Source organism: Streptomyces sp. NRRL S-646 (assembly GCF_000720765.1).
Lineage (GTDB): Bacteria > Actinomycetota > Actinomycetes > Streptomycetales > Streptomycetaceae > Streptomyces.
Map to the genome: position 1 here is coordinate 208,426 of NZ_JODC01000005.1, position 24,903 is coordinate 233,328.

21 protein-coding genes are annotated in these 24,903 nt (G+C 67.9%); 10 read left to right on the plus strand and 11 right to left on the minus strand.

Annotated elements, in window-relative coordinates; translation table 11 throughout:
- Window position 1: 1 nt before the first annotated feature.
- Genes IH68_RS0110870 through IH68_RS0110880 form a run of 3 tightly spaced genes read left to right on the plus strand, consistent with a single transcriptional unit; the run spans window position 2 to window position 6,118 of the window.
- A complete protein-coding gene (locus IH68_RS0110870; RefSeq protein ID WP_030932193.1) occupies window positions 2-1,642 on the plus strand; it encodes a type I restriction-modification system subunit M in 1,641 nt (546 codons plus the stop codon).
- Window positions 1,635-2,861, plus strand: coding sequence for a restriction endonuclease subunit S (locus IH68_RS52940; protein WP_159403666.1), 1,227 nt, complete (start codon window positions 1,635-1,637; stop codon window positions 2,859-2,861). Before IH68_RS0110870 ends, IH68_RS52940 begins: the two co-directional genes overlap by 8 nt.
- Complete coding sequence (locus tag IH68_RS0110880; protein WP_030932199.1) at window positions 2,858-6,118, plus strand: type I restriction endonuclease subunit R; 3,261 nt, start codon at window positions 2,858-2,860, stop codon at window positions 6,116-6,118. Before IH68_RS52940 ends, IH68_RS0110880 begins: the two co-directional genes overlap by 4 nt.
- A gap of 39 nt (window positions 6,119-6,157) precedes the next feature.
- Here the strand turns inward: IH68_RS0110880 and IH68_RS0110885 are convergent, their stop codons facing one another.
- The 5 genes from IH68_RS0110885 to IH68_RS0110905 all read right to left on the minus strand — a co-directional run bounded on the left by IH68_RS0110885 (window position 6,158) and on the right by IH68_RS0110905 (window position 9,442).
- Window positions 6,158-6,544, minus strand: a complete 387-nt coding sequence (locus IH68_RS0110885; RefSeq protein WP_030932203.1) for a hypothetical protein — start codon at window positions 6,542-6,544, stop codon at window positions 6,158-6,160.
- On the minus strand, window positions 6,534-7,232 hold the full coding sequence (locus IH68_RS59400; protein WP_324607672.1) for a DUF433 domain-containing protein: 699 nt from the start codon (window positions 7,230-7,232) through the stop codon (window positions 6,534-6,536). Before IH68_RS59400 ends, IH68_RS0110885 begins: the two co-directional genes overlap by 11 nt.
- Before the next feature lie 43 nt (window positions 7,233-7,275).
- Window positions 7,276-8,163 (minus strand): hypothetical protein, encoded by an 888-nt coding sequence (locus tag IH68_RS0110895; RefSeq protein ID WP_030932210.1) that lies wholly within the window; start codon window positions 8,161-8,163, stop codon window positions 7,276-7,278.
- 270 nt (window positions 8,164-8,433) lie between these two features.
- Window positions 8,434-8,616 (minus strand): DUF397 domain-containing protein, encoded by a 183-nt coding sequence (locus tag IH68_RS57940; RefSeq protein WP_078912408.1) that lies wholly within the window; start codon window positions 8,614-8,616, stop codon window positions 8,434-8,436.
- Entirely contained in the window at window positions 8,528-9,442 is a 915-nt protein-coding gene (locus tag IH68_RS0110905; protein WP_030932213.1) for a helix-turn-helix domain-containing protein, read from the minus strand. The genes IH68_RS57940 and IH68_RS0110905 overlap by 89 nt, the downstream gene beginning before the upstream one ends.
- Before the next feature lie 234 nt (window positions 9,443-9,676).
- On the opposite strand from IH68_RS0110905, the gene IH68_RS0110910 reads away from it, so the two are divergent.
- The 4 genes from IH68_RS0110910 to IH68_RS0110925 all read left to right on the plus strand — a co-directional run bounded on the left by IH68_RS0110910 (window position 9,677) and on the right by IH68_RS0110925 (window position 14,658).
- Window positions 9,677-10,147 carry an ATP-binding protein gene (locus IH68_RS0110910; protein ID WP_234341330.1) on the plus strand — a complete coding sequence of 157 codons (471 nt, stop codon included), beginning with the start codon at window positions 9,677-9,679 and terminating at the stop codon, window positions 10,145-10,147.
- Window positions 10,148-10,310: 163 nt separating this feature from the next.
- Window positions 10,311-12,788: an AAA family ATPase gene (locus IH68_RS0110915; protein WP_030932219.1), complete on the plus strand. Its 2,478-nt coding sequence runs from the start codon at window positions 10,311-10,313 to the stop codon at window positions 12,786-12,788.
- Window positions 12,785-13,204: a hypothetical protein gene (locus tag IH68_RS0110920; RefSeq protein ID WP_078912409.1), complete on the plus strand. Its 420-nt coding sequence runs from the start codon at window positions 12,785-12,787 to the stop codon at window positions 13,202-13,204. Before IH68_RS0110915 ends, IH68_RS0110920 begins: the two co-directional genes overlap by 4 nt.
- 422 nt (window positions 13,205-13,626) lie before the next feature.
- Window positions 13,627-14,658: a sulfotransferase gene (locus IH68_RS0110925; RefSeq protein ID WP_030932225.1), complete on the plus strand. Its 1,032-nt coding sequence runs from the start codon at window positions 13,627-13,629 to the stop codon at window positions 14,656-14,658.
- A gap of 159 nt (window positions 14,659-14,817) precedes the next feature.
- Here IH68_RS0110925 and IH68_RS0110930 read toward each other — a convergent pair whose 3' ends face one another.
- Window positions 14,818-16,314 carry an arabinofuranosidase catalytic domain-containing protein gene (locus IH68_RS0110930; RefSeq protein WP_037884725.1) on the minus strand — a complete coding sequence of 499 codons (1,497 nt, stop codon included), beginning with the start codon at window positions 16,312-16,314 and terminating at the stop codon, window positions 14,818-14,820.
- 675 nt (window positions 16,315-16,989) lie between these two features.
- Here IH68_RS0110930 and IH68_RS0110935 point away from each other — a divergent pair.
- On the plus strand, window positions 16,990-17,997 hold the full coding sequence (locus IH68_RS0110935) for a substrate-binding domain-containing protein (protein ID WP_037884772.1): 1,008 nt from the start codon (window positions 16,990-16,992) through the stop codon (window positions 17,995-17,997).
- Window positions 17,998-18,108: 111 nt separating this feature from the next.
- Here the strand turns inward: IH68_RS0110935 and IH68_RS0110945 are convergent, their stop codons facing one another.
- From IH68_RS0110945 to IH68_RS0110955, 3 genes are all read right to left on the minus strand, one after another.
- Window positions 18,109-19,719 (minus strand): AMP-binding protein, encoded by a 1,611-nt coding sequence (locus IH68_RS0110945; protein WP_030932234.1) that lies wholly within the window; start codon window positions 19,717-19,719, stop codon window positions 18,109-18,111.
- A gap of 124 nt (window positions 19,720-19,843) precedes the next feature.
- Window positions 19,844-20,218 (minus strand): MazG-like family protein, encoded by a 375-nt coding sequence (locus tag IH68_RS0110950; protein ID WP_030932237.1) that lies wholly within the window; start codon window positions 20,216-20,218, stop codon window positions 19,844-19,846.
- 91 nt (window positions 20,219-20,309) lie between these two features.
- On the minus strand, window positions 20,310-20,876 hold the full coding sequence (locus IH68_RS0110955) for a DoxX family membrane protein (protein WP_030932241.1): 567 nt from the start codon (window positions 20,874-20,876) through the stop codon (window positions 20,310-20,312).
- Between the two features lie 153 nt (window positions 20,877-21,029).
- On the opposite strand from IH68_RS0110955, the gene IH68_RS0110960 reads away from it, so the two are divergent.
- Window positions 21,030-21,356 (plus strand): hypothetical protein, encoded by a 327-nt coding sequence (locus IH68_RS0110960; RefSeq protein WP_030932244.1) that lies wholly within the window; start codon window positions 21,030-21,032, stop codon window positions 21,354-21,356.
- Between the two features lie 159 nt (window positions 21,357-21,515).
- Window positions 21,516-22,496, plus strand: coding sequence for an aldo/keto reductase (locus IH68_RS0110965; protein ID WP_030932248.1), 981 nt, complete (start codon window positions 21,516-21,518; stop codon window positions 22,494-22,496).
- 12 nt (window positions 22,497-22,508) lie between these two features.
- Here IH68_RS0110965 and IH68_RS0110970 read toward each other — a convergent pair whose 3' ends face one another.
- The gene (locus IH68_RS0110970) at window positions 22,509-23,195 is read right to left on the minus strand and encodes an ABC transporter ATP-binding protein (protein WP_030932251.1); all 687 of its coding nucleotides are present in this window, start codon (window positions 23,193-23,195) and stop codon (window positions 22,509-22,511) included.
- A 124-nt stretch (window positions 23,196-23,319) separates the two neighbouring features.
- The gene (locus IH68_RS0110975) at window positions 23,320-24,798 is read right to left on the minus strand and encodes an ABC transporter permease (RefSeq protein ID WP_030932253.1); all 1,479 of its coding nucleotides are present in this window, start codon (window positions 24,796-24,798) and stop codon (window positions 23,320-23,322) included.
- Window positions 24,799-24,903 lie beyond the last annotated feature (105 nt).

The following is a 24,903-nucleotide window of genomic DNA, read 5'->3' on the forward strand; positions in this document are numbered from 1 at the left end:
GATGCCTCCCCGCAAGCGAGCCGCGGCAGCCCCCGGACAGGGCGAACTGCTCAGTGTCTCCAGCACCAAGGAGATCCAGGACATCCTGTGGAAGGCCGCGGACAAGCTCCGCGGCTCCATGGACGCCGCCCAGTACAAGGAGTTCGTGCTCGGCCTGGTATTCCTGAAGTACGTCTCCGACGCCTTCGCCGAACGCCGCGAGGAGCTGGCCGCCGACCCCGAGCTGGCCCAGATCCCCGAGCACCGCCGGGCGGCCTTCCTTGAGGAGAAGGACGAGTACACGGAGAAGAACGTCTTCTGGGTGCCCCCGACCGCCCGCTGGGACCACATCTCCGAGAACGCGGCCAGCGCGGAGGGCGGTGTCGGCGCGCTCCTGGACACGGCCATGGACGAGGTGATGAAGGCCAACAAGACCCTCACCGGTGTCCTCCCGAAGATCTTCAACCGCGACAACGTCGACCAGAAGCGCCTGAAGGAACTCGTCGACCTGATCAGCGACGCGCGTTTTACGGGGCATGGTGACCGTCCGGCGCAGGACGTCCTGGGCGAGACCTACGAGTACTTCCTGGAGCGCTTCGCGCGGGCGGAGGGCAAGAGGGCTGGCGAGTTCTACACGCCGGCAAGCGTTGTCCGCCTGATCGTCGAGGTACTGGAGCCGTACGAGGGGCGGGTGTACGACCCGGCGTGCGGCTCGGGCGGCATGTTCGTACAGAGCGGCAAGTTCGTCGCGAAGCGGCGCGGCAAGGACCACACGCACGACATCGCGGTGTACGGCCAGGAGGCCAACGAGCGCACGTGGCGCCTGGCCAAGATGAACCTCGCCATTCACGGCATGGACCCGAAGGGCGTCGGTGACCGCTGGGCGGACACGTTCGCGGACGACAAACTGCCGGATCTGAAGGCCGACTTCGTGATGGCCAACCCGCCGTTCAACATGTCGGACTGGGCGAGGAAGTCGGACGACAGACGGTGGCGGTACGGCACTCCGCCCCAGTCGAACGCCAACTACGCTTGGCTCCAGCACATTGTCTCGAAGCTCGGCGACCGGGGCAGCGCAGGCGTGGTCCTGGCCAACGGCTCGATGTCGTCCAAGCAGTCGGGCGAGGGCGAGATCCGCGCGGCGATGGTCGAGGCGGACTTGGTCTCCTGCATGATCGCGTTGCCGGGCAACCTCTTCCGCACGACGGCGATCCCTGCGTGCCTGTGGTTCCTAACAAAGGACAAGTCCCCGCAGGGCACGAAGGAGCTGGAGGACCGGCGGAGCCGGGTGCTGTTCATCGACGCGCGGGCGATGGGCACGATGGTCGACAAGACTGAGCGCAGGTTTACTGACCAGGACCTGGAGAAAATCTCCGACACATATCACGCGTGGCGTGGCACCAAGTCGGCGCGGGACAAGGGCCTTACATACGAGGACGTGCCAGGGTACTGCTACAGCGCCACTCTGGAGGAGATCGAGAAGCACGACTATGTGCTGGCTCCGGGGCGGTACGTGGGAGCGGCAGAGGCCGAGGATGACCCGGACGCGGAGCCGGTGGAGGAGCGGATCACTCGGCTGACGAAGGAACTGTTCGAGCAGTTGGATGAGTCGGCTCGGTTGGATGCGGCTGTGCGGGAGCAGTTGGGGAGGATCGGTGGCTGAGTGGCAGCGCATTGTTAGCGACCTCGAAGCCGACGGTATTCTCCTAGTGCAAGACGGAAACCATGGCGAGTATCGGCCGCGACCGGCGGAATTCGGGGATACCGGAACGGCTTTCATTCGTGCCGCAGACATGAGGGGTGGGCGTCTTCTTTTCGAGTCGGCTCAAAAGATCAACGAAATCGCCATGGAAAGGGTGCGGAAAGGAATTGGTGCGCCCTGTGATGTAGTTCTTTCTCACAAGGGAACGGTGGGTAAAGTCGCTTTCGCTCCGGCCGTCAGTCCGCCGTTTGTTTGCTCGCCGCAGACAACGTTCTGGCGTAGCCTGAATCATGAGGTAATCGATCCTCTGTACCTCTATGCTTTCCTTCGGTCTGAGCCTTTCAAAGCGCAGCTTCGGGCCCGCGAAAATGAGTCCGACATGGCGGCATACGTATCACTCACGGAACAGCGTCGATTGAGTGTTACGGTGCCACCGTTGGTAATCCAGCGCGCGATTTCCGACGTGCTTGGGGTGCTGGACGAAAAGATCACGGTTAACGAGCGCATCGCGGGCACGGCACTTGAACTTGCGGACGCCCAATTTGCTAGTTCTGCCCATGGGGCGGATTTCGGCCCCGACACGTTTGGTTCGACGGCGACGGTTGTCGGCGGAGGGACGCCAAGTACGAAGACGGAGGAATACTGGGGCGGAGGGATCGCTTGGACTACTCCAACGGACGTAACCGCGCTGTCTGCGCCGTATCTGTTTGAAACTGGCAGGACCGTAACAGGTGAAGGGCTGGAAAACTGTGCATCGCGGCTCTATCCGGCGCAGTCCATCTTCATGACCTCTCGCGCAACCATTGGGGCCTTTGCTTTGCCCCAGATGCCCGCAGCGGTAAACCAGGGCTTCATCGTCGTTCTGCCGCCAACCGAGGAGCTGCGATGGTGGCTGCTTCATGAAATGCGCTCTCGTGTGGAAGAAATGATCAGTCTGGCTAATGGGTCGACCTTCCTTGAGTTGAGTCGCAAGAATTTCAAGGCCATGCCGATCCGGCTGCCGAGTGAACGGAGCATTGCCGAGTTTGCGCGGACTGTTGCGCCACTGCATCGCAGAGCTGCTCAAGCCACGGCCGAGTCGCGCACCCTAGCCACCCTCCGCGACACTCTCCTCCCCCAACTAATGTCCGGCAAGCTCCACGTCCGTGACGCCGAGAAGATCGTGGAGGACGCCATATGACCACCGAATTCGGCAGCGAACACACTCCCGCCCACCTCGACGCCAAAATGACCGAGTCCACCTGGGAGCACCTTGCCCTGGACGAACTTGCCCAACTCGCCTGGGATACCAAGCCCGGCAAAGACCTAGCCCCCGGCACCGGACACCGCCGCGACTGGGACGACCTCATCCTGCACGACGAACTCCAGGCAGCCATCGAGAAGCTGAACCCGGAGCTGACCTCCACCGCCGTCCACGAAGCCCTCCGTATCGCCACTGACCCCACCTCCCGCGAGGCATATCCGGAGAACAAGCAGGCCCACGAGCACCTGACGACCGGTATCCGCCTCACCTACACCGACGAGTTCGGCGCCGAGCAGACCCCCACCGTCCGCGTCGTCGACTTCACGGACCCCGACGCGAACAGCTACCTCGCCGTCAACCAGGTCACGGTCAGGGACACCGACGGCAGTCACCGCCGCTTCGACATCGTCCTGTACGTCAACGGCCTCCCCCTCGCCGTCATCGAACTCAAAAGCGCCTCCGACGAGAATGCCACCCTCAAGTCGGCGCACGCCCAACTCCAGACGTACGTCTCGGAGTTCCCGGTCGCGTTCCGCTACAACGTCCTCTGCCTGGTCTCGGACGGCATAACCGCCAAGTACGGCACGGCGTTCACGCCCTACGAGCACTTCGCACCCTGGAACGTCGACCACGAGGGCAAGCCCGTCGACACCAACGAGCCCGGCTACGACGGCCTCGACGCGCTGAACCTGGCCCTGCACGGCCTGTTCACGCAGGACCGGTTCCTCTCCCTCACCCGCAACTTCGTCAACTTTCCGCCGCCCAAGCCGGGCGAGCCCCTGACCGGCAAGCGCATCGCGAAGCCGCACCAGTACTTCGCCGTGAACAAGGCCGTGGACGCCGTCGTCGAGGCGTCGCGGACGAACGGACAGGCCGGCGTCGTCTGGCACACGCAGGGCGCGGGCAAGTCGGAGGAGATGGTGGAGACGGCCGCGCTCGTCCTCCGCCACCCGGCGCTCAACAACCCCACGATCGTCGTCATCACCGACCGCAACGATCTCGACGACCAGCTCTACGACACCTTCCTCGACAGCGAGTCCCTGCTGGGGGCAAAAGCTCACCAGATCGACACACGCGAGGAACTGCGCGCCGAGCTGACGGGTCGCAACGTCGGCGGGATCGTCTTCACCACCCTCCAGAAGTTCGGCCTGAGCAAGGAGGAGAAGGACGCCGGCAAGTCCCACCCCCTCCTCTCCGAGCGCCGCAACATCCTGGTGATCGTCGACGAGGCCCATCGCTCGCACTACGACAGCCTTGACGGCTACGCCCGCCACCTGCGCGACGCCCTGCCCTACGCCACCCTGCTCGCCTTCACCGGCACGCCGATCTCAAAGGCCGAGGCCGACACCCGTGCCGTCTTCGGCGAGTACATCGACATCTACGACCTGAAGCGCGCCGTCGACGACGGGGCCACGGTCCGTGTGTTTCACGAGCCCCGTGTCATCGAGGTCGACCTGCCCAAGGGCGTCGACCCGAACAAGCTCGACGAGCAGGCGAACACTCTTACCGAGGGCATGGACGACGCCGAGCGCCGCCGCGCCATCCAGTACGCCACGACGATGAACACCGTCTACGGCGCCGACGACCGCATAGCGAAGCTCGCGGACGACCTGATCGCCCACTGGGAGCAGCGCCGCGAGTTGGTCAAGCCCGACATTGGCGCCCCCGGCAAGGCGATGGTCGTATGCGCGACCCGCGAGATCTGCGTACGGGTCTTCGACGCGCTGGCCGAGCGGCGGCCCGGCTGGGTCAGTGACGAGGTTGACAAGGGCGTCATGAAGATCGTCTTCCATGGCGACCGTTCCGACCCCGAGCACCTGCGCAAGCACTCGCTGCGCAAGTCCCAGCAGAAGGTCGTCCAGAAGCGCGCCAAGGACCCCGACGACGAGCTGGAACTGCTCATCGTCCACTCGATGCTGCTCACCGGCTACGACGCGCCGCCCATCCACACCCTGTACATGGACCGCCCGATGCAAGGCGCCAACTTGATGCAGGCCCTGGCCCGCGTCAACCGCCGCTTCCGCGGCAAGCAGGACGGTCTGCTCGTCGGCTACGCGCCCCTCACCGACAACCTCACCAAGGCCCTGCGCGAGTACTCGGACCAGGACCGCAAGGACCAGACCCTCGGCGCGGACATCGAACGGGCCGTCACCGAGGTCAAGAACGAACTGGCCACTATCAAGGGGCTGCTGGCCGGGAGCCGTTGGAAGCAGTGGCTGGCCGACACCGGCCGCCCCGACACCCGCAAGCGCGCGCTTCGCCTGACCGCCGACTTCCTGCGCGACCCGAAGAACCCGGGCAACAAGGTCGAGCCTCCCGCCAAGCCGCTCTCCGTCCGCTTCAAGGACAGCGCCGCCCGGCTGGACCGTTTCTACCGCGTCTGCGCGATGAGCAAGGAGATCGCCGAGCGCTGCGAGGACCTGGACGACTGGCGTCGTGACATCTCCTTCTTCAGCGAGGTCCGGGCCTGGATGATCAAGCTCGACGCCGCCCAGCGCGAGGCGAGCGGGGAGCCGCTCAGTGCCGAGGTACAGCGATACCTGCAAGCCCTCGCGGCCTCGGTCGTCGACGCTGACGAGATCACCGACCTGTACGCGGAGGCCGGGATCGGCCGGCTGGACATCACCCGCCTCAACGAGGCGCAGCTGCGCAGTCTAGAGAACTCCGAGACTCCGCACCTGGTCACCGAGGCCCTGCGCCGCATGATCCAGCAGAAGATGCGCGAGGTGACCAAGCACAACGTCGTCCGCAACGAGAGCTTCACCGAGCGTCTGAACGACCTGATGAAGCGGTACATGCTCCAGCAGCTCACCAGCGCCCAGGTCATCGCCGAACTCGCCGCCCTGGCACGGGAGGTGTCGGCGGAGGCCCGCCGCGGCGAGCGGTTCGACCCGCCGCTGACCCACGCCGAGCTGGCCTTCTACGACGCGGTCGCACACCGCGACATGGCCGAGTTGATGGAGGGCGGTCAGGACACCCTGGCGAAGATCGCCCGAGCGCTGGTGAAGGACATCCGGAACAACCTCTCCGTCGACTGGCTCTCTCGCGAGCCCGTCCGCGCCAAGCTCCGCACCCGCATCCGCCGCGTGCTGGCGATGTTCGACTACCCGCCCGAGGAGGAGCGGGAGGCGATCGACCTGGTCCTCAAGCAGATGGAGATCGTGGCCGCACTGTGGGCGCCCGCGGCGAAGTAGCTCCGGCTGCAGGCGGGTTGCCGAAGGGCTGCCCGCCCGTCAGGGCCACGTGCGCTCGATCCTGTCATGTCGCACGGCGTAGGCCGCTGGACCGCCCTTCTCGACTGCCCGGTGGATCGCGTCACGGCGTGCGACGAGCCGCTCCACCATCTCGATGCTGCGAAGCTGCTGGTTGTCGAGGTAGAACAACACCGCCTCGCGTTCCAGAACAGGACGGATCTCCAGGTCGCGGGTCTTGATCCGCCCGTCCTTCGAGAGCGGGATCCAGGACCGGTCGAGACCATGAGTGATCCATTCCTCGTCGGGGATGTCCTGCCCGTCGTCCGGAAAGACGTCTCCGATGCGGTGAACCGTCCACCCGCACGCCCTCAGCCCCTCCGCGACACGACGACCGAGATTCCGGTCCAGGAAGAACTCAGGCGGCAAGATGCACCACTGCCTGGCAGAGCGCATCCACCTGCTCAGGCGTCATGTCGTAGTCGTACGCGATGTCTTCGACGGTTTCCCCGGCCTCCCACAGGTCGGTGATCGCCTTGACCGTGACACGGTTGGCGGCGACGACGGGGAGACCGTGACCGAACCTCGGGTCGATCACGACGGGGACAGAGTTCGGGTACTGCCTGAGCCGCAGGCTGGACGGGAAGTCGTCGCCGGGCTCCCAGGTCAGGTAGCGGAGATAGTCGGAGACCACTTCCTGGATGGGGACCTGGCCGTCGCGGGCCCTGCGGAGATCCCCCCAACCATGCTCGATGAAGATGTCCACCCCGTCCGTGGCCACCCGCTTCGACACGAGGCCGTACGGGGTGTCGAAGGCGTCCCGTACGGCAGCGGCAGCCTCTCTGATCTCGCTCATGCGAAGTCCCAGGGAGCGCAGAGAACGAAGGACGTGCGCCTCGGCCACCGCAATGAAAGGCACCGAGGGCTGCCCCTTTCGTACCGGCTCCACTTGGTGAACCAGAGGCGCTCCGGCAGCTTTGCCCTTCAGCCACGAGGTGAGAGTCGACTGCGGAATCTCAAGATAGGAGGCCGTTTCCGTGGGCGTCAGAAGTCCCTCCCTGAACCTGTCGACCATGCCCCACCTCCTCTTGATGCCGGGTTTCGCATCGTCGCACATCAAGCCTCCCACCTGCGGGTGGACTGCACACTCGACCACCGGCTCAGCCAGCCGCTTGAAGAGGGTTCCCGGATCGGCAGTCCCGGCAGCGTCCGGGGGCCGATGCACGAAATGCACGGTCGCAGCCGCCGCAGGTCTGGAAGGGCAGTACGGCAGGGCGTTCCGCGACCTCAGGGAGCGGGAGTGGAGGCGGCGCGGGCAGGGGTGTCTCCCGGAGGCGGAAGGCGAGAATGCTTGCCGGACGAGCCCGGAAACGGTCGGGGAGTCGCGCAGTGAGCAATTCCGTGATCTCGGGTGCTCGGACGCCGGCCGCGAGCCATTCGGCGACGGCCGGAGCCAGGCGCGCGGCCTCCTGCCCGGACAGGATCAGACGGGGATCCACGCGGCGCAGCGCAGTGAGTACCGCGACTGCCTGCGGGTCGGCGTCGGTGAGTGGGACCGGGTTTTCCGCAACCCGAGCGGGAGCGGGTACCGCTTCTCCCACGGTCTCGGAAGGAGGCGTGGCCTCCGCAACAGCAGGCTGCTTCGCGGCCGGCCGACGCGGTTTCGGTGGCTCGGGAGGTCCGTCAGGATCCGGATCGCCGCCGGGCACGTCGTAGAAGTACGTTCGGGTACGGATCTGTCCGGTGGGCAGTCGCTCGCGGCGGCGTTCCAGGTATCCGGCCCCTTCGAGTTCCCTGAGCGCCCGCGAGATCAGGATCTCGCCCTCGGTGAAGTGCTCGCACAGGGCGGCGATGCTCACGGGGGAGCCGTCGGGCAGGGAGAGGACGTAGGCCGCGACGCCGACCGTGACCGCGCTGCCGCGTCGCTGTGCGAGGGCGTTGGAGAGCACGGTGAAGTCGGCCGAGAGGCGGGTGCGTACGTGGATCACGCCGGAGGTCGGAGCTCCGGCGTCGGCGCGCAGGCGCGCGTTAGACTGCGGGTCAGCCATCGGGAAGGTATCGCTTCCTGATCGGTCAGGCCCTCGATCGGGATTGCCGTCCCGGCCGGGGGCCGTATCTGTTTGCGGTTGTCGCGGCGAACGTAACCGTCCGCATCTTGACCCTGCAAGCCAGTCACCCGGACGGGTGACGCGGTCGGGAGGGTGGGCGGGCGGGTAGTTCTTTCCCCGGTTCTTTATGGAGTTCAGCGGCCCGCCGGGACCTCGCGGACAAGAATTCGGCGGTCCCGGAGGACGGGCCGTGACCGGGCCCTGGCTGGCTTAGGAGCGGCGCTGACCGGCCTTCAGCTGGCCTATGAACGTTGCCCAGGAGCCGATCTCGAAGGTCAGAGTGGGACCGTTCTGAACCTTGCTGTCACGGACGGGCATGACGCTGTGAAACCCGTCCGCCACCTCCACGCAGTTGCCGCCCTCCTGATTGCTGTAGCTGCTCTTGCGCCACACGGCGCCGCTCAGATCGGGACGGGACGTTTGCTCCACGGTTGTAGCCCTCCATCACGGATCGGATCATGTCGAGCGACATGAGCGGGGGCAGGGCTTCCGCCCGTAACCGATCGTAGGTCACGGCGAAACGGCTGACCTCGGCCGGATCCTCGATGAGTTGGCCGTAATGCGCGCCCTCCGTGTAGGCGACCTCTGAGCCATCCGGCAACGTCAGAACTGTCAGGGATCCGCCCATGGCGTCGTGCTCGCCCTGGTCGAACGGCAGCACTTGGACGGTGATGTGGCGCTCCGTTGAGGCATGGAGCAGCTGTTCCAACTGCGCACGCATCACATCGCGCCCGCCGATCGGACGCCTGACGACCGCTTCGTCGAGCACCACCCACAGTTCCGGCCGGTCGGGCGAACTGAGCCGTTCCTGCCGTGACATGCGGGCCGTGAGCCGTTCTTCCAACTGCTCGTCTCCACTGAGTGTCACGCCGACGCTGAGAACGGCCTTTGCGTACTCCCTGGTCTGCAACAGACCAGGCACCACGTGTGCCGCGTACTCGCGGATGGACACCGCCCGCTCCGAGTACCCCATGAACGCCCGCGACCAATCCGGAAACGCCTCCCGATACACGTAAGGCCACAGCTCGACCAACAGGTTGTCCGCCCCGAGAACGGCGTCGAGCGCACGGGCCAGTTCAAGCGTCGGTTTCGCCCCGGAGGCCCGCTCGATCTGCGTGATCCGCGTGCTCACCACGTGTGTCTTCTGGCCGAGTTCCGCCTGAGTCAGCCCGGCCGCCGTGCGGAGTCTGCGTACCCGCGATCCGAACAGCGCCGCCATCGACGTACTGGGCTCAATTCCGTTGGCCAAGGCGTCACTTCCGTTCCTTACGAACCGAAAGGTAAGGCTGCGTCACCTATCGAGCGTAGGGCCGTCTGACGACTCTTGAGTACGGAACGTGACGACTCGCGTACATCGCAGGACGTCCAAGGACTCGACAGACAAGGACGGAACGCTGTGCTGACAGGAACAACCACCTCGGGCGAGGAATCGCCGAGGAGCACCGAACCTCCATTGGCGGAGGCCGTCGTACCCGATGGTGAAGACACCGAACATCCGCAGCTCACAGCACAGTTCGCTTCTTCGCCCCAAGGTGCGCGACTCGCTCGACGCCTCGCGGTGCGGCACATGGAGGAGTGGGGATACCCGCCGGTGTCGGACGTGTCGTGCGCGGTCGCCCTCGTCGTCGGCGAACTCACTGCCAACGCTGTACAGCACGGCCGCGTACCGGGGCGCGACTTCCTTCTCAGGCTCGGTCTCGACGAGGTGTCGGGCCTGATCCGGATCGAGGTTGCCGACGCCGCCAACGGGAAGCGGCCGCCTGTCATCCCGCCCTCGGCGTACCCCGAGGGCGAGTCGGGACGCGGTCTGCTCCTGGTGGACGTCCTGGCCATGCGCTGGGGCTGGACACCTCGTCATCCCGTGGGCAAGACGGTCTGGGCGGAGGTGTCGACCGACGTATCAACTACCGTAACTGCAAAGTGAGTTGTGATAACTAGAGTTATCACTGAAATACTCGATTGCGCGCCCTCTCTATCCCTACCGTCTGTTCCGTCACACCGGGCTCGGACGCAGCCGGAGGCTCACCCCTCCCGCTCACCGCACCCGGCCTCCTCATCGGAACGGACCCGGAAGGGCGGAGAGCGCAATGACGGAAAACCCCGAGCAGAACGAGACTCCCGAGAACCCCGAGCAGAGCGGACAGACCACTGAAAGCGGCAGCTCCTCGACGCTGTCCCGTCTGGCGGCCCGCCTCGAAGCCGCGACCCTCGCCGAGGCGACCAAGGAGGTCCTCCGACAGGCTCTGGGTGACGCGGGAGCGGACACCGACTCCGCGGGCGGACCGCACCCGGACCACCGGGTGTTCCTCGACTCCGTCAGCGTCACTGGTTTCCGCGGCATCGGCCGCAAGTCCCGTCTGCCGCTCACCGCCAAGCCCGGCGTCACCCTCGTCGTGGGGCGCAACGGCTCGGGGAAGTCCAGCTTCGCCGAGGGTGCCGAGACGGCGTTCACCGGCCGGACCGCGCGCCTGGACAAGCAGCGCAGCGAGGTGTGGCGCAGACACTGGCGCAACCTGCACGACGGCGCCGAGCCCAAGGTCGAGGTCAGGCTCAGCATGGCGGGCGACCCCCGGCCGTCCACGCTGACGTGCACCTGGCCGGGCGACGACGTCACCGCCCCCGAGGTCGAGTTCAAGCGGCCGGGCCACGGGCGGCGGCCCTTCGCCGGCGCCGGCTGGGAGCGGCCGTTGAACGACTACCGGCCGTTCCTGTCGTACTCCGATCTCGACAGGATCATCAACGGCAAGCCCAGCGAGCTGTACGACTCGATCGCCACCATCCTCGGGCTCGGGGAGCTGACGTCCGCGGACGCACGGATCCAGAGCATCGAGAAGGTGCTCAACTCCGCTCTCAAGAACACCGAGGCGGAGGTGCCCGGACTCGTCGAGGTGCTGGCCGCGCTGGACGATCCGCGGGCGGCGTCCGCCCTCGCGGCCCTCACCAAGGCAGGTGCGCCGGACTTCGACGCGTTGGACGCCCTCGTGGCCGGTCTGCCCGACGTGGACGACGGCCATCTGCGGGAACTGCGCACGACCGCCGCGCTGACGGGCCCCGACCTCGGTGCGGTCGGCCCGGCCGTCGACCGGCTGCGCGAGGCCGTCGCCGTACTCGACGACGTGCGCGCCTCCGGAGCCGAGGACGCTCACCAGCGCGGCGAGCTGCTGGCGCGGGCCCTGGAGCACAGTCGTCGCCACCCCGACGAGGACAGCTGCCCGGTGTGTGGATCGGACCGCTCGCTGGACGAGATCTGGGCCGAGCGGGCCGCCGACCAGGTCGAGGTACTGCGGCGCGAGGCCTCTGCCGCGCAGGACGCGCGCCGCGAACTGAGGGAGGCGGTCGACGCCGTGCGGTACCTCATCGCACGGGTGCCGGCGTGGCTGCCGGCTCCGCTCGTCGTTCCGTGGGAGGAGTGGGAGGCCTGCCGCGCGATCGACGACGCCGAGCAGCTCGCGGCCCGAGCCGAGACCACCGCGCTCGTCCTCGCCGACGCCTGTGCGGCCCTGCGGGAGGAGGCGGCCCGGGAGCTGGAGAAGCTCGACGAGGAGTGGCGCCGTTGTGTCGCCCGGCTCGCGGGCTGGCTCGACCGGGCGCGCGTCGCCCATGCCGGTAAGCCCCGGCTGCGTCAGGTCCGGGCGGCCCGCAAGTGGCTCAAGGAGGCGTGCGCAGAGCTGCGTGAGGAGCGGCTTCGGCCCTTCGAGGACCACTCGCAGCGGATCTGGGAGGAACTGCGGCAGCAGAGCAACGTCGACCTGCGCTCCGTACGCCTGACCGGCAGTGAGAAGGCCGCGGTGCGCAAGCTCGTGATGGATGTGTCCGTGGACGGTACGGAGGCGGCGGCCCTCGGCGTCATGAGCCAGGGCGAACTGCACTCCCTCGCGCTCTCGCTCTTCTTGCCGCGCGCCGCTGCACCGGACAGCCCCTTCGGGTTCGTCGTCATCGACGACCCCGTGCAGTCCATGGACCCGGCGAAGGTTCACGGTCTCGCGAAGGTCCTGCACGATCTCGGCGAGAGCCGACAGGTTGTCGTGTTCACCCACGACACGCGGCTTCAGCGGGCGTTCAAGAACCAGGAGCTCGCCGTGACCGTGCTGGAGGTCGAGCGGGAGGGACGGTCGGCGGTGACGGTACGCCGTGGCATCGATCCGGTCGCTCAGGCGCTGGACGACGCGCGGGCCCTCATCCGTACACGGAACCTGGAGCCGGTCGCCATGACCCATGTGCTGCCGGGCATCTGCCGCACCGTCCTGGAGTGCGCCTTCACCGAGGCAGCGTGGTTGCGGCTGTACCGCGCCGGGCTGGCCGAGCACGAGGCGGAGAAGGCCGTCACCGCGGCCATCACGCTGAGGGACATCGCCGCTCTGGGACTCTTCGGCGACGCGTCACGGACCGGTGACGTCTACCGCGAACTGCGCAGGCGCTGCGGCCCGGGTGCGGTGGATCTGATCCGGCGGTGCCAGGCCGGAGCGCATCCCTCGGGCACACCCATGCCGGACCCCCGCCGGTTCGTGAACGACATCGAGGCCATTGCCCAGACGGTACGCAAGCCTGAGGAGCCCACGCCGTGAACACGACGATCCGCCAGCTGCTCGACACGGCCGACCTGCTCCTTGCGGACAGCGGCGCGCCCGTCACGCCCGGGGCCACTTCGGCCGTACCTGCCCCGCCCGCCGTGCTCGCCGCTACTGCGGCGAGCCGGTGCCGTGGTGCCGCCTTCGCCCTGCGGGCGGCGCTGGAGACCGCGGTTGCTGACAGCCTCGCCGCCAACGCCGCGCCTCGTGCGATCCGCGAGGGTTCCATGCGGTCCGGGTTCCTCTGGCTCCGCACCTGCGCTGAAGCCGGGATCGTGCGCCGAGCCAAGGCCGTGTGGAGCCTGCTCTGTCTGGGATGCCACTATCACCAGTACGAGATCGGACCCACTGCGGCTCAGGTGCGCGCGTGGCGAATGGAGGTTGCCGCCGTCGTCGATCTCTTGTGCCGTTGATCAGCAACCCCCCTGCCCCGTACGCTACCCGGCTGTTGAATATCAGTGGCGGGCCGACCGGCCAGAAGTGCACGACGTACTACTTCGCGCCATGCCCGGTGTTGTTCCGTTCCGACAAGGCAGCGGCCCGGTCCAGCTCTTGATCCTAAAATGTCTGATTCCTCAATTGAAAAGGCTTGTGGCGCCGTGTTCTGCCGAGCCGAGATTCGTTACGCCTCCGGAGCCGACGTTCGTCGGTCCTCCAGCGCAGGCCAGCGCTCTGGTTCCGAAGCTCCCTTCAGGCACTCACTCCTGGAGAACTGATTCAGGGCGGCGGCGTCCGGCCTGTACGAGGGTACGAAACCCATCGGGCCGGGCAGAGTTGGACCCCACGTACAGTGAACGGCTCCACGGACGATCGGCGGATAATGCAGAAGGCGGCCATGCGTTCCTTGACCTTCGTCATCGGCACCGGCCGCAGCGGTTCGACCGCCCTGTCACGCATCCTCAACGCCCACCCTGACGTACTGAGCCTCAACGAGTTCATGGCTTCAGTGGGCGACGCGGCCTTCCCCGAAGGCGAGTTGACCGGCGATGAGTTCTGGCAGACGCTCTTCCGGCCCGCCCCGCACTTCGAGCGGATGATCCGCAGTGGGCTGCCGTTGCCGGAGTTCCTCTACACCCGTCGCCCCGGCCGGTACACGGCCGAGACCACGGGTATCCCCGCGCTCTCCCTCATGGTGCTGCCTCACCTCACGGACGATCCTGACGGGCTTCTCGACGAACTCGGCGCGGCCGTGGTCCAGTGGCCCGAACGCGCCGCCGCCGAGCACCATCGGGCACTGTTCGACCTGCTGTGCGCGCGGTTCGGGCGGAGTGCCGTCGTGGAGCGGTCCGGTTACTCGACCGGCTGGGCGCCGGGACTGCGGGCCGCGTTCCCGTACGCGAGGTTCGTGCACATGTTCCGGGACGGGCCGGACTGTGCCCTGTCCATGAGTCGCCATCCGGGATACCGGACGATCTCGTTGCTGCGCGAGATCAAGGCGCGGGCTGGCGTCGACAGTTTCGCCGACCTGACTCCCGAGCACGTGCGCGCGTTGCCCGCGGATCTGGCTCCGCTGCTCGACGAGCGCTTCGAACCCGCGCTCGTACGCGACCGGGACATCCCTCTGCGAACGTTCGGCAACCTGTGGTCGGAACTCGTCACTGAAGGCACACGGTTCCTCGGCGGGTTGCCCGCCGACCAGCGCAGCACGCTCTCCTACGAGAACCTCCTCGACCGTACGGCCGAAGAGCTGACTCGCCTGGCCGACTTCATCGGCGTCGCGCCCCTGCCCGAGTGGCTGCTCACCGCAGCCGAGCTGCTCGACCACAGCCGCCGCGGTTCCGCCCGACGGCTGCCGACAGACGATTTCGACGAGCTGAGCGACAGCTGTGCACCAGGCACCCGTGTTCTGCAGACACCCGTGTTCTGAAGGGGGAGCCGGGCGCTGACCGGGCATGCTCGTAAGCCCTACGACGCCCTGCCCGTCCGTCGGTCGCGCTCCGGGACAGGCCGGTCAGTCGCGCTTCGGGACAGGCCGATGGTCCGCCGTCAGTGAGGTCGGCGGACCATCGGCGAGTGGGGCATCGGGTCAGGGAGCGATGTCCCACTGCTGGCAGGCGTTGTCCAGCTGGGCCCACTGGCGGACGAGCGTGCCGTTCGCGGTGCCGCAGTTGGTCACGTCCAGCGTCATGCCGCTGTTGACGTTGCTGATCGTGTAGTGGCTGCCGGCCGGGGTGACGTCCCACTGCTGGCAGGTGTTGCCCAGCGACGACCAGAGCTGCGTCGCGGTGCCGTTGTTGATGCCGCAGTTCTGGTCGTCCAGGACCTTGCCGCTGTTGACGTTGGTGATGGTGTAGTGGCCGTTGCCCGCACTGGTGAACTTCCACTGCTGGCAGGTGTTGCCCAGGGAGGACCACAGCTGCACCGCCGTGCCGTTCGCCGTCCCGCAGTTCTGGGCGTCCAGCACCTTGCCGCTGTTGGTGTTGGTCAGCCGGTAGGCGGTGCCGGTGACCGGGAAGGTCTGGGCGGCCTGGGTGTAGCCGACCGAGACGATGTTGGACTGTACGGCGTTGTCGGCCGCGTCGGTCGGGTAGCCCGCGGTCATGACGCCCTCGAAGAACGAGCCGTCGGACCAGTTGCTGTCGTCACCACCGGTGCCGAGGACGATGGCGCCCTCCTTGGACATCGGGATGTAGCCGCCGGTGGTCGGCAGGCTGCCGCTGTAGTCGGTCTTGAGGGAGCCGGACTGGGCGTTGCCGTCCTTGATGGCGTAGGTACTGGTGCCGTTGTTCTTCAGCAGTGCCGTGACGAAAGCGCTGGAGTTGCCGGTGTTGTTGCTGTTGGTGCCGTTGCCGCCGGCGAACAGGCCGTTCTCCAGGTCCCCCATGACCCAGGGGCCGGAGCCGGAGCAGGGCGAGAACCAGCACTCGGTGCCGAAGTTGACGGCGTCCATGTGGCCGTTGCCGGTGTCCTTGCTGTTCGTCTCGGCGTTGCCGTAGTCGAAGCAGCAGTTGCCGTCGACGTGGTGGCCGCTGGTGACCATGTAGGTGCCCTCCGGCTGGCTGCCGGTGGCGACGCCGTTGGTGCTGTTGTCGCGGTAGCCGACGCCGGCCTGGACGGAGACGCCGTAGACCTTGTGACCGCCGGCCGTGACGGGCAGGGCGTTGGCGATGGCACCGACGTCCTGCCCACCGTTGCCGCCCGGGCCCTCGATCGTGAGGTGGTTGCCCTTGCCGCTCTGGTCGAAGATCTCGGTGATGATGCACTCGGTGCCGGAGCAGAAGGAGTCCTGGGCCGAAGCGTTGGCGTAGCCGCCGGCGGTGAGCGTCCCGATGTTCGTCGTGGCGTTGTCGGAGAGGCGCTTGACCTGGTAGAGCGCTCCGCTGTACGAGGCGAGGAGCGCCCGCGTGGTGCTGTGCGCGGCGACACAGGGCGTGCCCGCGGCGGCGTAGACGTCACACGGGAGGGACGAGGCGGCCTGGGCCGTGCCCGCGGTGCCGATGGTCGCGGCCAGGATGCCGGCGACGAGTGCGAGAACCGCACCCACCACCCTCAGCCGGAGACCTGTCAGGTGTCTGACTATCACTGTGAACCTCTTCCATCTCGCGATCTTCGCGGGCCCGGCGCCACGTGCGCAGGGAGCTGGGGGAGCAGGTAGGGCCGCCGGGGGCCGCGGCGTCAGCGCTGAACGCGACTTCGCCACTCACTCGGGAGGGGATTGTGTGCGCTAACAATCGAGGCTGTCGGATTCCGCCACTCATCCGAGCTCCAGGGAGATGAGGGGGGAGTGGAGGCGGTCGGAGTGCGTGCTGCTTTCTTCGAGCGTGCCGCCAGGCGTGATAGCGCAGGTCAGAAACGTGGTTCGGTCTCCACCGGGGCGTTGCGCACATGGCGGTCTCGGGCGGCGGGGGTGATCGCCCGGTCTCGCGACTCCGTCTTTTTACGCCGGGATGAACATCCGGTCAACTCTCTTGAACAGTCAAGAAATAGGAAACTGGAAGTGTGGACTCCATCCGCTCGGTCCTGTGTTCCTGGCCCGGTGGAGATCTTCCTGAGGTTGAATCCGCTGGTCGTTGGGCTCTTGAGTCTCTGGTGGATCCGTTGGTGTGCCGAGAGCGAGCCGTTCCGGAGCCTTGACCCTGTCGGATTGTGTGCGTTAACAATTCCTCACAGCAGGTCGACCCCACTCGGAGGAGCACCAGATCGGAAACAATGGCGGCGACGAAGGAGGTGGATCGTGGACACGGAACGCGCACCGGTGATGGCGGACGTGGCCCGGCTGGCGGGCGTCTCGCACCAGACCGTCTCGCGGGTCCTCCACGACCACCCGAACGTGCGGCCCACCACCCGGGACCGAGTGCTCACCGCGGTCCGCGAACTCGGCTACCGCCCCAACGCCGCCGCCCGCACCCTGGCAACCCGCCGCACCCGCACCCTGGGTGTGATCAGCTTCAACACCACGCTGTACGGCCCGGCTTGCATGCTCTACGGCATCGAACAGGCGGCCAGACAGTACGAGTACTTCGTCACCGTGGCCGCTGTCGGCGCTCTCGACCGGCGTTCGGTACTGGACGCCGTCGACCGGCTCCGGGGCCAGGGCGTGGAGGGCATCATCGTGATCGCGCCGCAGACCACCGCGGTCGGGGCGCTGGCGAACGTACCGCCGGACGTGCCCCTGGTCGCGGTCGGCTGCGGCACTCACACCGAACTGGCATCGGTCGCCGTGGACAACGAAGCGGGTGCCGAACTCGCCACCAACTACCTGCTCGACCTCGGCCATCGCACGGTGCACCACCTGGTCGGGCCGCGTTCCTGGCTCGACGCGCAGGAGCGCGAGGCCGGATGGCGCAGGGCCCTGGGAAAGCGGGGCGTTCCGGTGACGGAACCGCTGGCCGGCGCGGACTGGACGGCTCGCACCGGATACGAGCTCGGTCGGCGGATCGCCGCCGACCCCGAGGTCACGGCGGTGTTCTGTGCCAACGACCACATGGCCCTCGGCCTGCTGCGGGCCCTCCAGCAGGCGGGGCACAGAGTGCCCGAGGACATCAGCGTCGTCGGTTTCGACAACATGCCGGAGACCGAGTACTTCGGCCCCTCGCTGACCAGCGTCCACCAGGATTTCGACGAACTCGGCCGACGTGCCGTGGGCGCGCTGATCGAGCTCGTCGGCGACCCCGAGGCAGGGCTCCCGGCGGCCGACGAGACCCCTCACATCGTCATCCCGCCCACGCTCGTGGTGCGAACCTCGGCGACCCGCCCCCGCCTCTGAACAAGAGAGTCCGAAATGGGCCGTTACCGCCGCTCCCTCGCCAGAACCAGAACCAGAACCAGAACCAGAACCAGAACCTGACGAAGTACTACTAGACAGCAGCACGGAACATCACTTCGGTAGACGGCCCGCGACGTAGTCCTCCCGGAGCGCTGTCTTGCGGATCTTGCCGGAGCCGGTCAGTGGGAAGCCGTCGACGAACACCCAGGTGCGGGGCGTCTTGTGCGGGGCCAGGTGGGCGCGGACGTGGTCGAAGAGTTCCTTCTCGGCCACCGTCTCGCCCGCCTTGTGATCCGGGTTGAGGCGGATGAAGGCCGCGACCCGCTCGCCCCAGACCGGGTCGGGTACGCCCACGACCGCAGCCTCTGCTACGGCGGGGTGCTCGGCGAGCACCTGCTCGATCTCGCGTGGGTAGATGTTCTCGCCACCCCGGATGATCATGTCCTTCAGGCGGCCGTCGATACGGCAGTAGCCGCGCTCGTCCATCGAGGCCAAGTCACCGGTGTGCAGCCAGCCTTCGGTGTCGACGGCCGCGGTGGTCGCGTCCGGGGCGTCGAGGTAGCCGGTCATGACGTGGTAGCCGCGGGTGCAGAGTTCGCCGGTGACGCCGGTCGGTACGACCGCGCCCGCAGCGTCCACGATCTTCACTTCGGTCAGCGGCAAGGGCCTGCCGACAGTACCCGCGCGGTCTTCCGGGGTGTCGTCGAGGCGGGTGATGGTGATGCCTGGGGAAGCCTCGGTCTGGGCGTAGATGATGGCCATCGGGACGCCGAAGGTCTGCTCTATCCGGCGGACCAGTTCGGGTGGGACCGAGGCGCCGCCGGACAGCATGTAGCGGAGGGAGGAGAGGTCGGTGCTCGGGAGTGCCGGGTGTTCGAGCATGGCGATGAGCATCGTCGGTACGCCTCCCAGCGCCACGCAGCCTTCGGACTCGGTGAGTTCGAGCATCAGGCCCGGGTCGAAGTGCGGGGGCAGGACATGGGTGCCGAGGCTGATGATCGAGGCGAGGGTGGCCAGTACGCAGCCCGCCGTGTGGAACAGCGGCATCGGGTTGAGTGCGGCCTCGCCCGGTTGCAGCCCGAAGGTGCGGACGTACGCCAGGCGTGCGTTGTTGGTGATGCCACGATGGTGCAGCACCACGCCCTTCGGGATGCCGGTCGTGCCCGAGGTGTACTGGATCTGGGCCGGTGCCGACGCATGGACCTCGGGCAGCTCCCGGTCGGGGGAGCCCTCTGCGCAGAACTCCGCCCAGTCCTCGAACAGCATGCTCGTGTGCAGGTCGGGCAGGTCGGCGCGGATGTCGGCCAGCGTGCGGGCCATCGGGTTGCCGCGGTACTCGCGGAGGAGGAAGACGCCGGCCGCTCGGGAGTGGCCGAGTACGTGGCGCAACTCCGCCTCCCTCAGGGCCGGGTTGACCGTGACGAGCGTGATGCCTGCGAGGGCGGCGGCGAGTTCGAGGATCACCCACTCCGGGATGTTGTTCGCCCACACCGCCACGCGCTCGCCCGGCGAGAAACGGCCGAGCAGGGCCCGCGCCGCACGCTCGGACTCGTCCAGCAGCTCGGCGTACGTCCACCGGCGGCGCTCGGCGGGATCCGGCACGCCCTCGACCAGGGCGACCGTCTCCGGTGCCAGTCGGGCGGCGCGGCGCAGCAGGGATCCGACGGTCTCGTCGAGGAGTTCCTCGCCGGACTCGCCCGCCCAGTACGACGTTGCCACCATGTCAGCCCCCCGAATGCTGTGTGCCGTGCGCGTCGTATACGGCGTCAGTATCCGGACCGGGACCCGCGGTACGCCACCCCACCCACCCAATCCCCTTGCCAGGCGGCCGAGTTGTGCCCTTGCGCTACACGGACGGCCCGAGGGAGCGTTCGGTGACCTTCGCCAGATGCCGGGTGAACACCTCCCTGGTGTCCGGCGTCAGCGTGCGCAGGGCCACCAGAGCGGTGATGACGACATCGCAGAGCTCGCCCTGGACGTCCTCCCAGGTGTGGGTGATCCCCTTGCGCGGGTTCTGGCCGGTCGCGCCGATCACCGCCTGTGCCACCTCGCCGACCTCCTCCGACAGCTTGAGCATGCGCAGGAGCAGGCCCTCCTGGCCGCCGTGCGCACGGTTCGCGTCGAGCCAGGTCCACAGGTCGTCGACGGCTGCCCAGAGGTCGGGGGAGGGAGAGGGAGAGGGGAAGGTCGGGGTCTCGGGGAGAGGGGCCTGATCAGTCATGGGCGCAGTCTGCCTGCCCGAGGCACGCCTCGAACAGCGCCCCGCTCACTCCCTGAACAGCGCCCCGCTCACCCCCTGAACAGCGCCCCGCTCACTCCCTGAACAACGCCTCCTCCTCCGCGAACAGGGCCTCCTGCTCGTCCGGCTTCTTGTCCTGCAGCCGCTTGTTCCGCGCCCCCACGACCAGCGCCGTGGCCGCCGCCGTCACGCCGAGTGCCGTCGGGACCATCCAGCCCCGGTCGAAGACATGGCCGAGCGCGTGGTCGAGTGAGAGACGGCCGGGACCGGCGACCGCGAGGCCGGTGGCGGCCAGGGCGAGGGTGGCCGCGTACTCGTAGCCGCCCTCCGCGTTGAAGAAGCCGTTCGGGGCGTGCACCGCGGACGCCCCGGCCATCGCGCCGGCCGCCGCCGCACCCGCCGCCGGGGTCGCCAGGCCCAGCGCCAGCAGGGTGCCGCCGCCGGCCTCCGCGAGGCCCGCTGCCGTCGCACTCGCCTTGCCGGGCGCGTAGCCGACCGACTCCATGAACTGGCCGGTCCCCTCGATGCCGTGTCCGCCGAACCAGCCGAACAGCTTCTGCGCGCCGTGCGCCGCCAGCACGCCGCCGGCACCCAGCCGGAGCAGCAGCAGGCCCAGATCACGCCGGTCGTAAGAGCTCATGATTTCTCCCGGGACAGAGAACCCCCAGCAATGGGGCCGGACAACAGGAACACTCCCCTCCGCGTGTCCACCGTCCCACTCCTCACACCTCCCGGACCCGTCCGCGCAGCCGTTCGGGTGGCGGGTCCCGGCGGGCGGTGTGACTCTGCTGCCATGACGATTCAGCCAGCCAAACTCAGCGACCCGGCCGTCCGCGCGTTCGTCACCGCCGTCAACGCCCACGACCGGGATGCCTTCCTGGCCCTCCTCACGGAGGACGCGACCATGGCGGACGACGGCTCCGACCGGGACCTCGACGAGTGGATCGACCGGGAGATCTTCTCCTCCAACGGTCACCTGGACGTCGACAACGAGTCCCAGGGCGGCCGCGCCCTCCTTGCCCACTACCGCAACGACGCCTGGGGCGAGATGCGCACCCGCTGGAACTTCACCATCGAGGACGACGGCAGGATCTCCCGCTTCGAGACCGGCCAGGCGTGAGTCGCTTCGAGACCGGCCAGGCGTGAGTCGCTTCGAGACCGGCCAGGCGTGAGTCGCTTCGAGACCGGCCAGGCGTAAGTCGCACCGAGACCAGCCCGGCGAAAGCACGCGCACGACCCCTTGCCTTCGTGCGCGCTCCAACTCCTACCGTTCTCGGCCATGGAGACGAACAGGACCCTCGGTCGCAGCGGCATCCAAGTAAGCGCTCTCGGTTTCGGCTGCTGGGCCATCGGAGGCGAGTGGCAGAACACGGAGGGGCAGCCGCTCGGCTGGGGCAAGGTCGACGACGACGAGTCCGTACGGGCGATCCGGCGCGCCCTGGACCTCGGCGTGACCTTCTTCGACACCGCGGACACCTACGGCGCCGGGCACAGCGAGCGGATCCTCGGGCGCGCACTCGGCAGGCGCCGTGCCGATGTCGTCGTAGCCACCAAGTGGGGCAACGTCTTCGACGAGGAGACCCGCACCCTCACCGGCCGCGACGACTCCCCGGCGCACGCCCGCCGCGCGCTGACCGCGTCGCTGAAGCGACTGGAGACCGACTACGTCGACCTCTACCAGCTGCACATCTCCGATGCCGACCCCGAGCGGGCCGCCGAACTCCGGGACCTGTGCGAGGAGTTCGTACGGGAGGGGCTGATCCGCGCCTACGCCTGGAGCACCGACGACCCGGCCCGCGCCGCCGTGTTCGCCGAGGGGGAGCACTGCGCGGCCGTGCAGCATGCGGCCAACGTGCTGCAGGACGCGCCCGAAATGTTCGCGCTGTGCGAGGAGTCGGGGCTCGCGAGCATCAACCGCAGCCCGCTGGCCATGGGATTGCTGGCGGGGAGGCGTCAAGGCGCCCTGGAGGCGGGCGACATCCGCAGCAAGCCGCCGGCCTGGCTCGAGGGCTTCAGCGAGGGCTCCGGAGCCGACTCGGACTGGGTCGCCCGTATCGACGCGCTCCGGGAGATCCTCACCAGCGGCGGCCGCACCCTGGCCCAGGGCGCCCTCGCCTGGCTGTGGGCACGCAGTCCGCGCACCGTCCCGATCCCCGGCTTCCGTTCGGTCGCGCAGGCCGAGCAGAACGCCGGCGCGATCGCGAAGGGGCCGCTCACCGACCGGCAGCTGGCCGAGGTCGACCGGATTCTCGGACGGTGAGCGGCAGCCTCGTCAGGAGCGCACGCCCTGTTCCGTCAGCGTCAGCCGACCCGCCTTGATGGTCGCCACGCGTGGGGCGCGGCGGGCGATGGACGAGTCGTGGGTGACCATGACGAAGGTCAGGCCGTGCTCGCGCCACAGGCCCTCCAGCAGGGCCATGATGTCGTCGCGGGTGCCCTCGTCGAGGTTGCCGGTGGGTTCGTCGGCGAGCAGCACCTTCGGCTTCTTGACCAGCGCGCGGGCGATCGCGACGCGCTGCTGCTGGCCGCCGGACAGCTCGGCGGGGGCGTGGGTGAGGCGCTCGCCCAGGCCCACCGAGTTCAGGGCCTCGGCCGCGCGCTCGCGCCGCTCGGCGGGCTTCACGCCGAGCGGCACCAGGGCCGTCTCGACGTTCTCCTGGGCGGTCAGCGTCGGGATGAGGTTGAACGACTGGAAGATGATGCCGATCTTTTCGGCGCGCAGCCGGGTCAGCTTCGCCTCGCTGATCCGCGCGAGGTCGACGCCGTCCAGCTCGACGCTGCCCTCGGTGGGGCGGTCCAGGCCGCCGATCATCTGCAGCAGCGTGGACTTGCCGCCGCCCGTGGGGCCCTGGATGACGAGCTGGTCGCCGTCCTCGATGGTGAGGTCGATGCCGCGCAGCGCCTCCACCGTGTCCTTGCCCCGCGTGTAGCGCTTGGTGACGCCGGTGAGTCTGTACATGGGATCTCCGTAGATGAAGCAGCAGATGAAGCAGCAGAAGAAGCAAGGGGTGGGGCGCCGCCTCCCGGGGGGATGTACGGAGGCGACGCCCCAGCTCAGGGGGTGTTACGACACCGAGAAGGTGTTACGACACGCTGCGCAGCGCGTCCGCCGGGCGCATCCGGGAGGCGCGCCAGCCGCCCATCGCGCCCGCGATCAGACCCCCGGTGACCGCCAGGCCCACCGCGAGCGCGATGGTGGTCAGGGAGACGGGGGCGGAGAGCGCGATCTCCATCGTGTTGGACGCCGACTGCGGTCCCGGGCCGCCGCCCGGACCGCCACCGCCAGGACCTCCGCCCATGCCGCCGCTGCTGCCGAGCTGCGCGGTCAGCTTGGGAGCGACCGCGGTCACCGCGTAGGCCGCCGCGAGGCCCAGGCCGATGCCGAGGGCACCGCCCAGCAGACCGTTGACCATGGACTCGCCGACGACCTGCCGGGTCACGTTGCGGCTCGGCCAGCCGAGTGCCTTCAGGGTGCCGAACTCGCGCACCCGGCGGGAGACGGCCGAGGAGGTCAGCAGTGCCGCCACCAGGAAGGCCGCGGCCAGCACCGCGATGGACAGCCACTTGCCGACGCTGGTCGCAAGGTTGGAGGCGGTGGACAGGGAGCCGGAGACGGTGGACGCGAGGTCGGCGGAGGTGGTGACCGTCGTACCGGAGATGTTGGACTGGATCTCCTTCTTCACGGTGGCGATCTGCTGGGAGTCGGTCGCCTTGACGTAGATCGTGGTGACCTTGTTCTTGGCGTCGCCGAGCGTCTGTGCCTGCTTCAGCGGCACGAACACATCCGTGGTGGACTCGCTGCTGTCGGGCGTCGCGATGCCGATGACCGTGTACTTGGTGCCGTTGATCTTGAAGGTCGAACCGACCTTGTACTTCTTCGACTTGGCGTACGACTTGCTGATCACGGCGACCTTGGCGTTGCTCTGCGCGGCCGTGAACGTCCTGCCGGAGGTGATCTTCGACGTGGCCAGCGGGCCGAGGTCCTGGTCGGTGACGTCGATGCCGGCCACCGAGTAGGAGTTGACGTTGAAGGACGCGCCGCCGCCCTGGACCTGCGGCTGACCGCCACCGCTGCTGTTGTTGCCGCCGCCGGGGCCGCCCTGCTGGGAACCCGAGGACACGGAGGAGGACGTCGAGGACTTCGCCTTGCCCTGGGTGAAGGAGCCATCGACCTTCGTCACGTTCAGGCTGATCGCGCCGACCGCGGCCGACACGCCCTGCTGGGCCGCGACCTTGGTGACCAGCGAGGACGACAGGGCCTGACCACCCTGTGTCATCACCCGATCCGAGCTCTGCTTGGTGCTGCTGCTCTGCCTGGCGTCGAACTTGAAGTTCGGGCCCTGCGAGCCGCCCGCCTTGGGAGCCGACTGCGCCTTGGTCACCGTCATGTCGGTGCCGAGGCCGTAGAGCGACTTGAGGACCTTGTCCTGAGCCTGTGTCATACCGGCCGACACCGAGTTGACGGTGATGACCAGCGCGATTCCGAGCGCCAGACCCAGTGCGATGACCAGGGCCGCCTTCTTTCTGCGGCCCAGTTCGCGCTTGAGATAGATGCCAAACATCCCGTTCCTCGAAGGTTCTTGGCGCCCGCTGTGGGCGCTGCCACAAGCTAGGGAGAAACCTTTGAGCAGGACTGAGTAAAGGATGTGTCAGAGCTGAGAAAGTCG

Excerpts from the sequence above, each read along its gene's own strand:
- IH68_RS0110870 (WP_030932193.1), top strand. The coding sequence starts at position 2 with ATGCCTCCCCGCAAGCGAGCCGCGGCAGCCCCCGGACAGGGCGAACTG.
- IH68_RS0110880 (WP_030932199.1), top strand. The coding sequence starts at position 2,858 with ATGACCACCGAATTCGGCAGCGAACACACTCCCGCCCACCTCGACGCC.
- IH68_RS59400 (WP_324607672.1), bottom strand. The coding sequence starts at position 7,232 with ATGTGCGACGATGCGAAACCCGGCATCAAGAGGAGGTGGGGCATGGTC.
- IH68_RS0110895 (WP_030932210.1), bottom strand. The coding sequence starts at position 8,163 with ATGGCTGACCCGCAGTCTAACGCGCGCCTGCGCGCCGACGCCGGAGCT.
- IH68_RS0110905 (WP_030932213.1), bottom strand. The coding sequence starts at position 9,442 with ATGGCGGCGCTGTTCGGATCGCGGGTACGCAGACTCCGCACGGCGGCC.
- IH68_RS0110915 (WP_030932219.1), top strand. The coding sequence starts at position 10,311 with ATGACGGAAAACCCCGAGCAGAACGAGACTCCCGAGAACCCCGAGCAG.
- IH68_RS0110925 (WP_030932225.1), top strand. The coding sequence starts at position 13,627 with ATGCGTTCCTTGACCTTCGTCATCGGCACCGGCCGCAGCGGTTCGACC.
- IH68_RS0110935 (WP_037884772.1), top strand. The coding sequence starts at position 16,990 with ATGGCGGACGTGGCCCGGCTGGCGGGCGTCTCGCACCAGACCGTCTCG.
- IH68_RS0110945 (WP_030932234.1), bottom strand. The coding sequence starts at position 19,719 with ATGGTGGCAACGTCGTACTGGGCGGGCGAGTCCGGCGAGGAACTCCTC.
- IH68_RS0110950 (WP_030932237.1), bottom strand. The coding sequence starts at position 20,218 with ATGACTGATCAGGCCCCTCTCCCCGAGACCCCGACCTTCCCCTCTCCC.
- IH68_RS0110955 (WP_030932241.1), bottom strand. The coding sequence starts at position 20,876 with ATGAGCTCTTACGACCGGCGTGATCTGGGCCTGCTGCTGCTCCGGCTG.
- IH68_RS0110960 (WP_030932244.1), top strand. The coding sequence starts at position 21,030 with ATGACGATTCAGCCAGCCAAACTCAGCGACCCGGCCGTCCGCGCGTTC.
- IH68_RS0110965 (WP_030932248.1), top strand. The coding sequence starts at position 21,516 with ATGGAGACGAACAGGACCCTCGGTCGCAGCGGCATCCAAGTAAGCGCT.
- IH68_RS0110970 (WP_030932251.1), bottom strand. The coding sequence starts at position 23,195 with ATGTACAGACTCACCGGCGTCACCAAGCGCTACACGCGGGGCAAGGAC.
- IH68_RS0110975 (WP_030932253.1), bottom strand. The coding sequence starts at position 24,798 with ATGTTTGGCATCTATCTCAAGCGCGAACTGGGCCGCAGAAAGAAGGCG.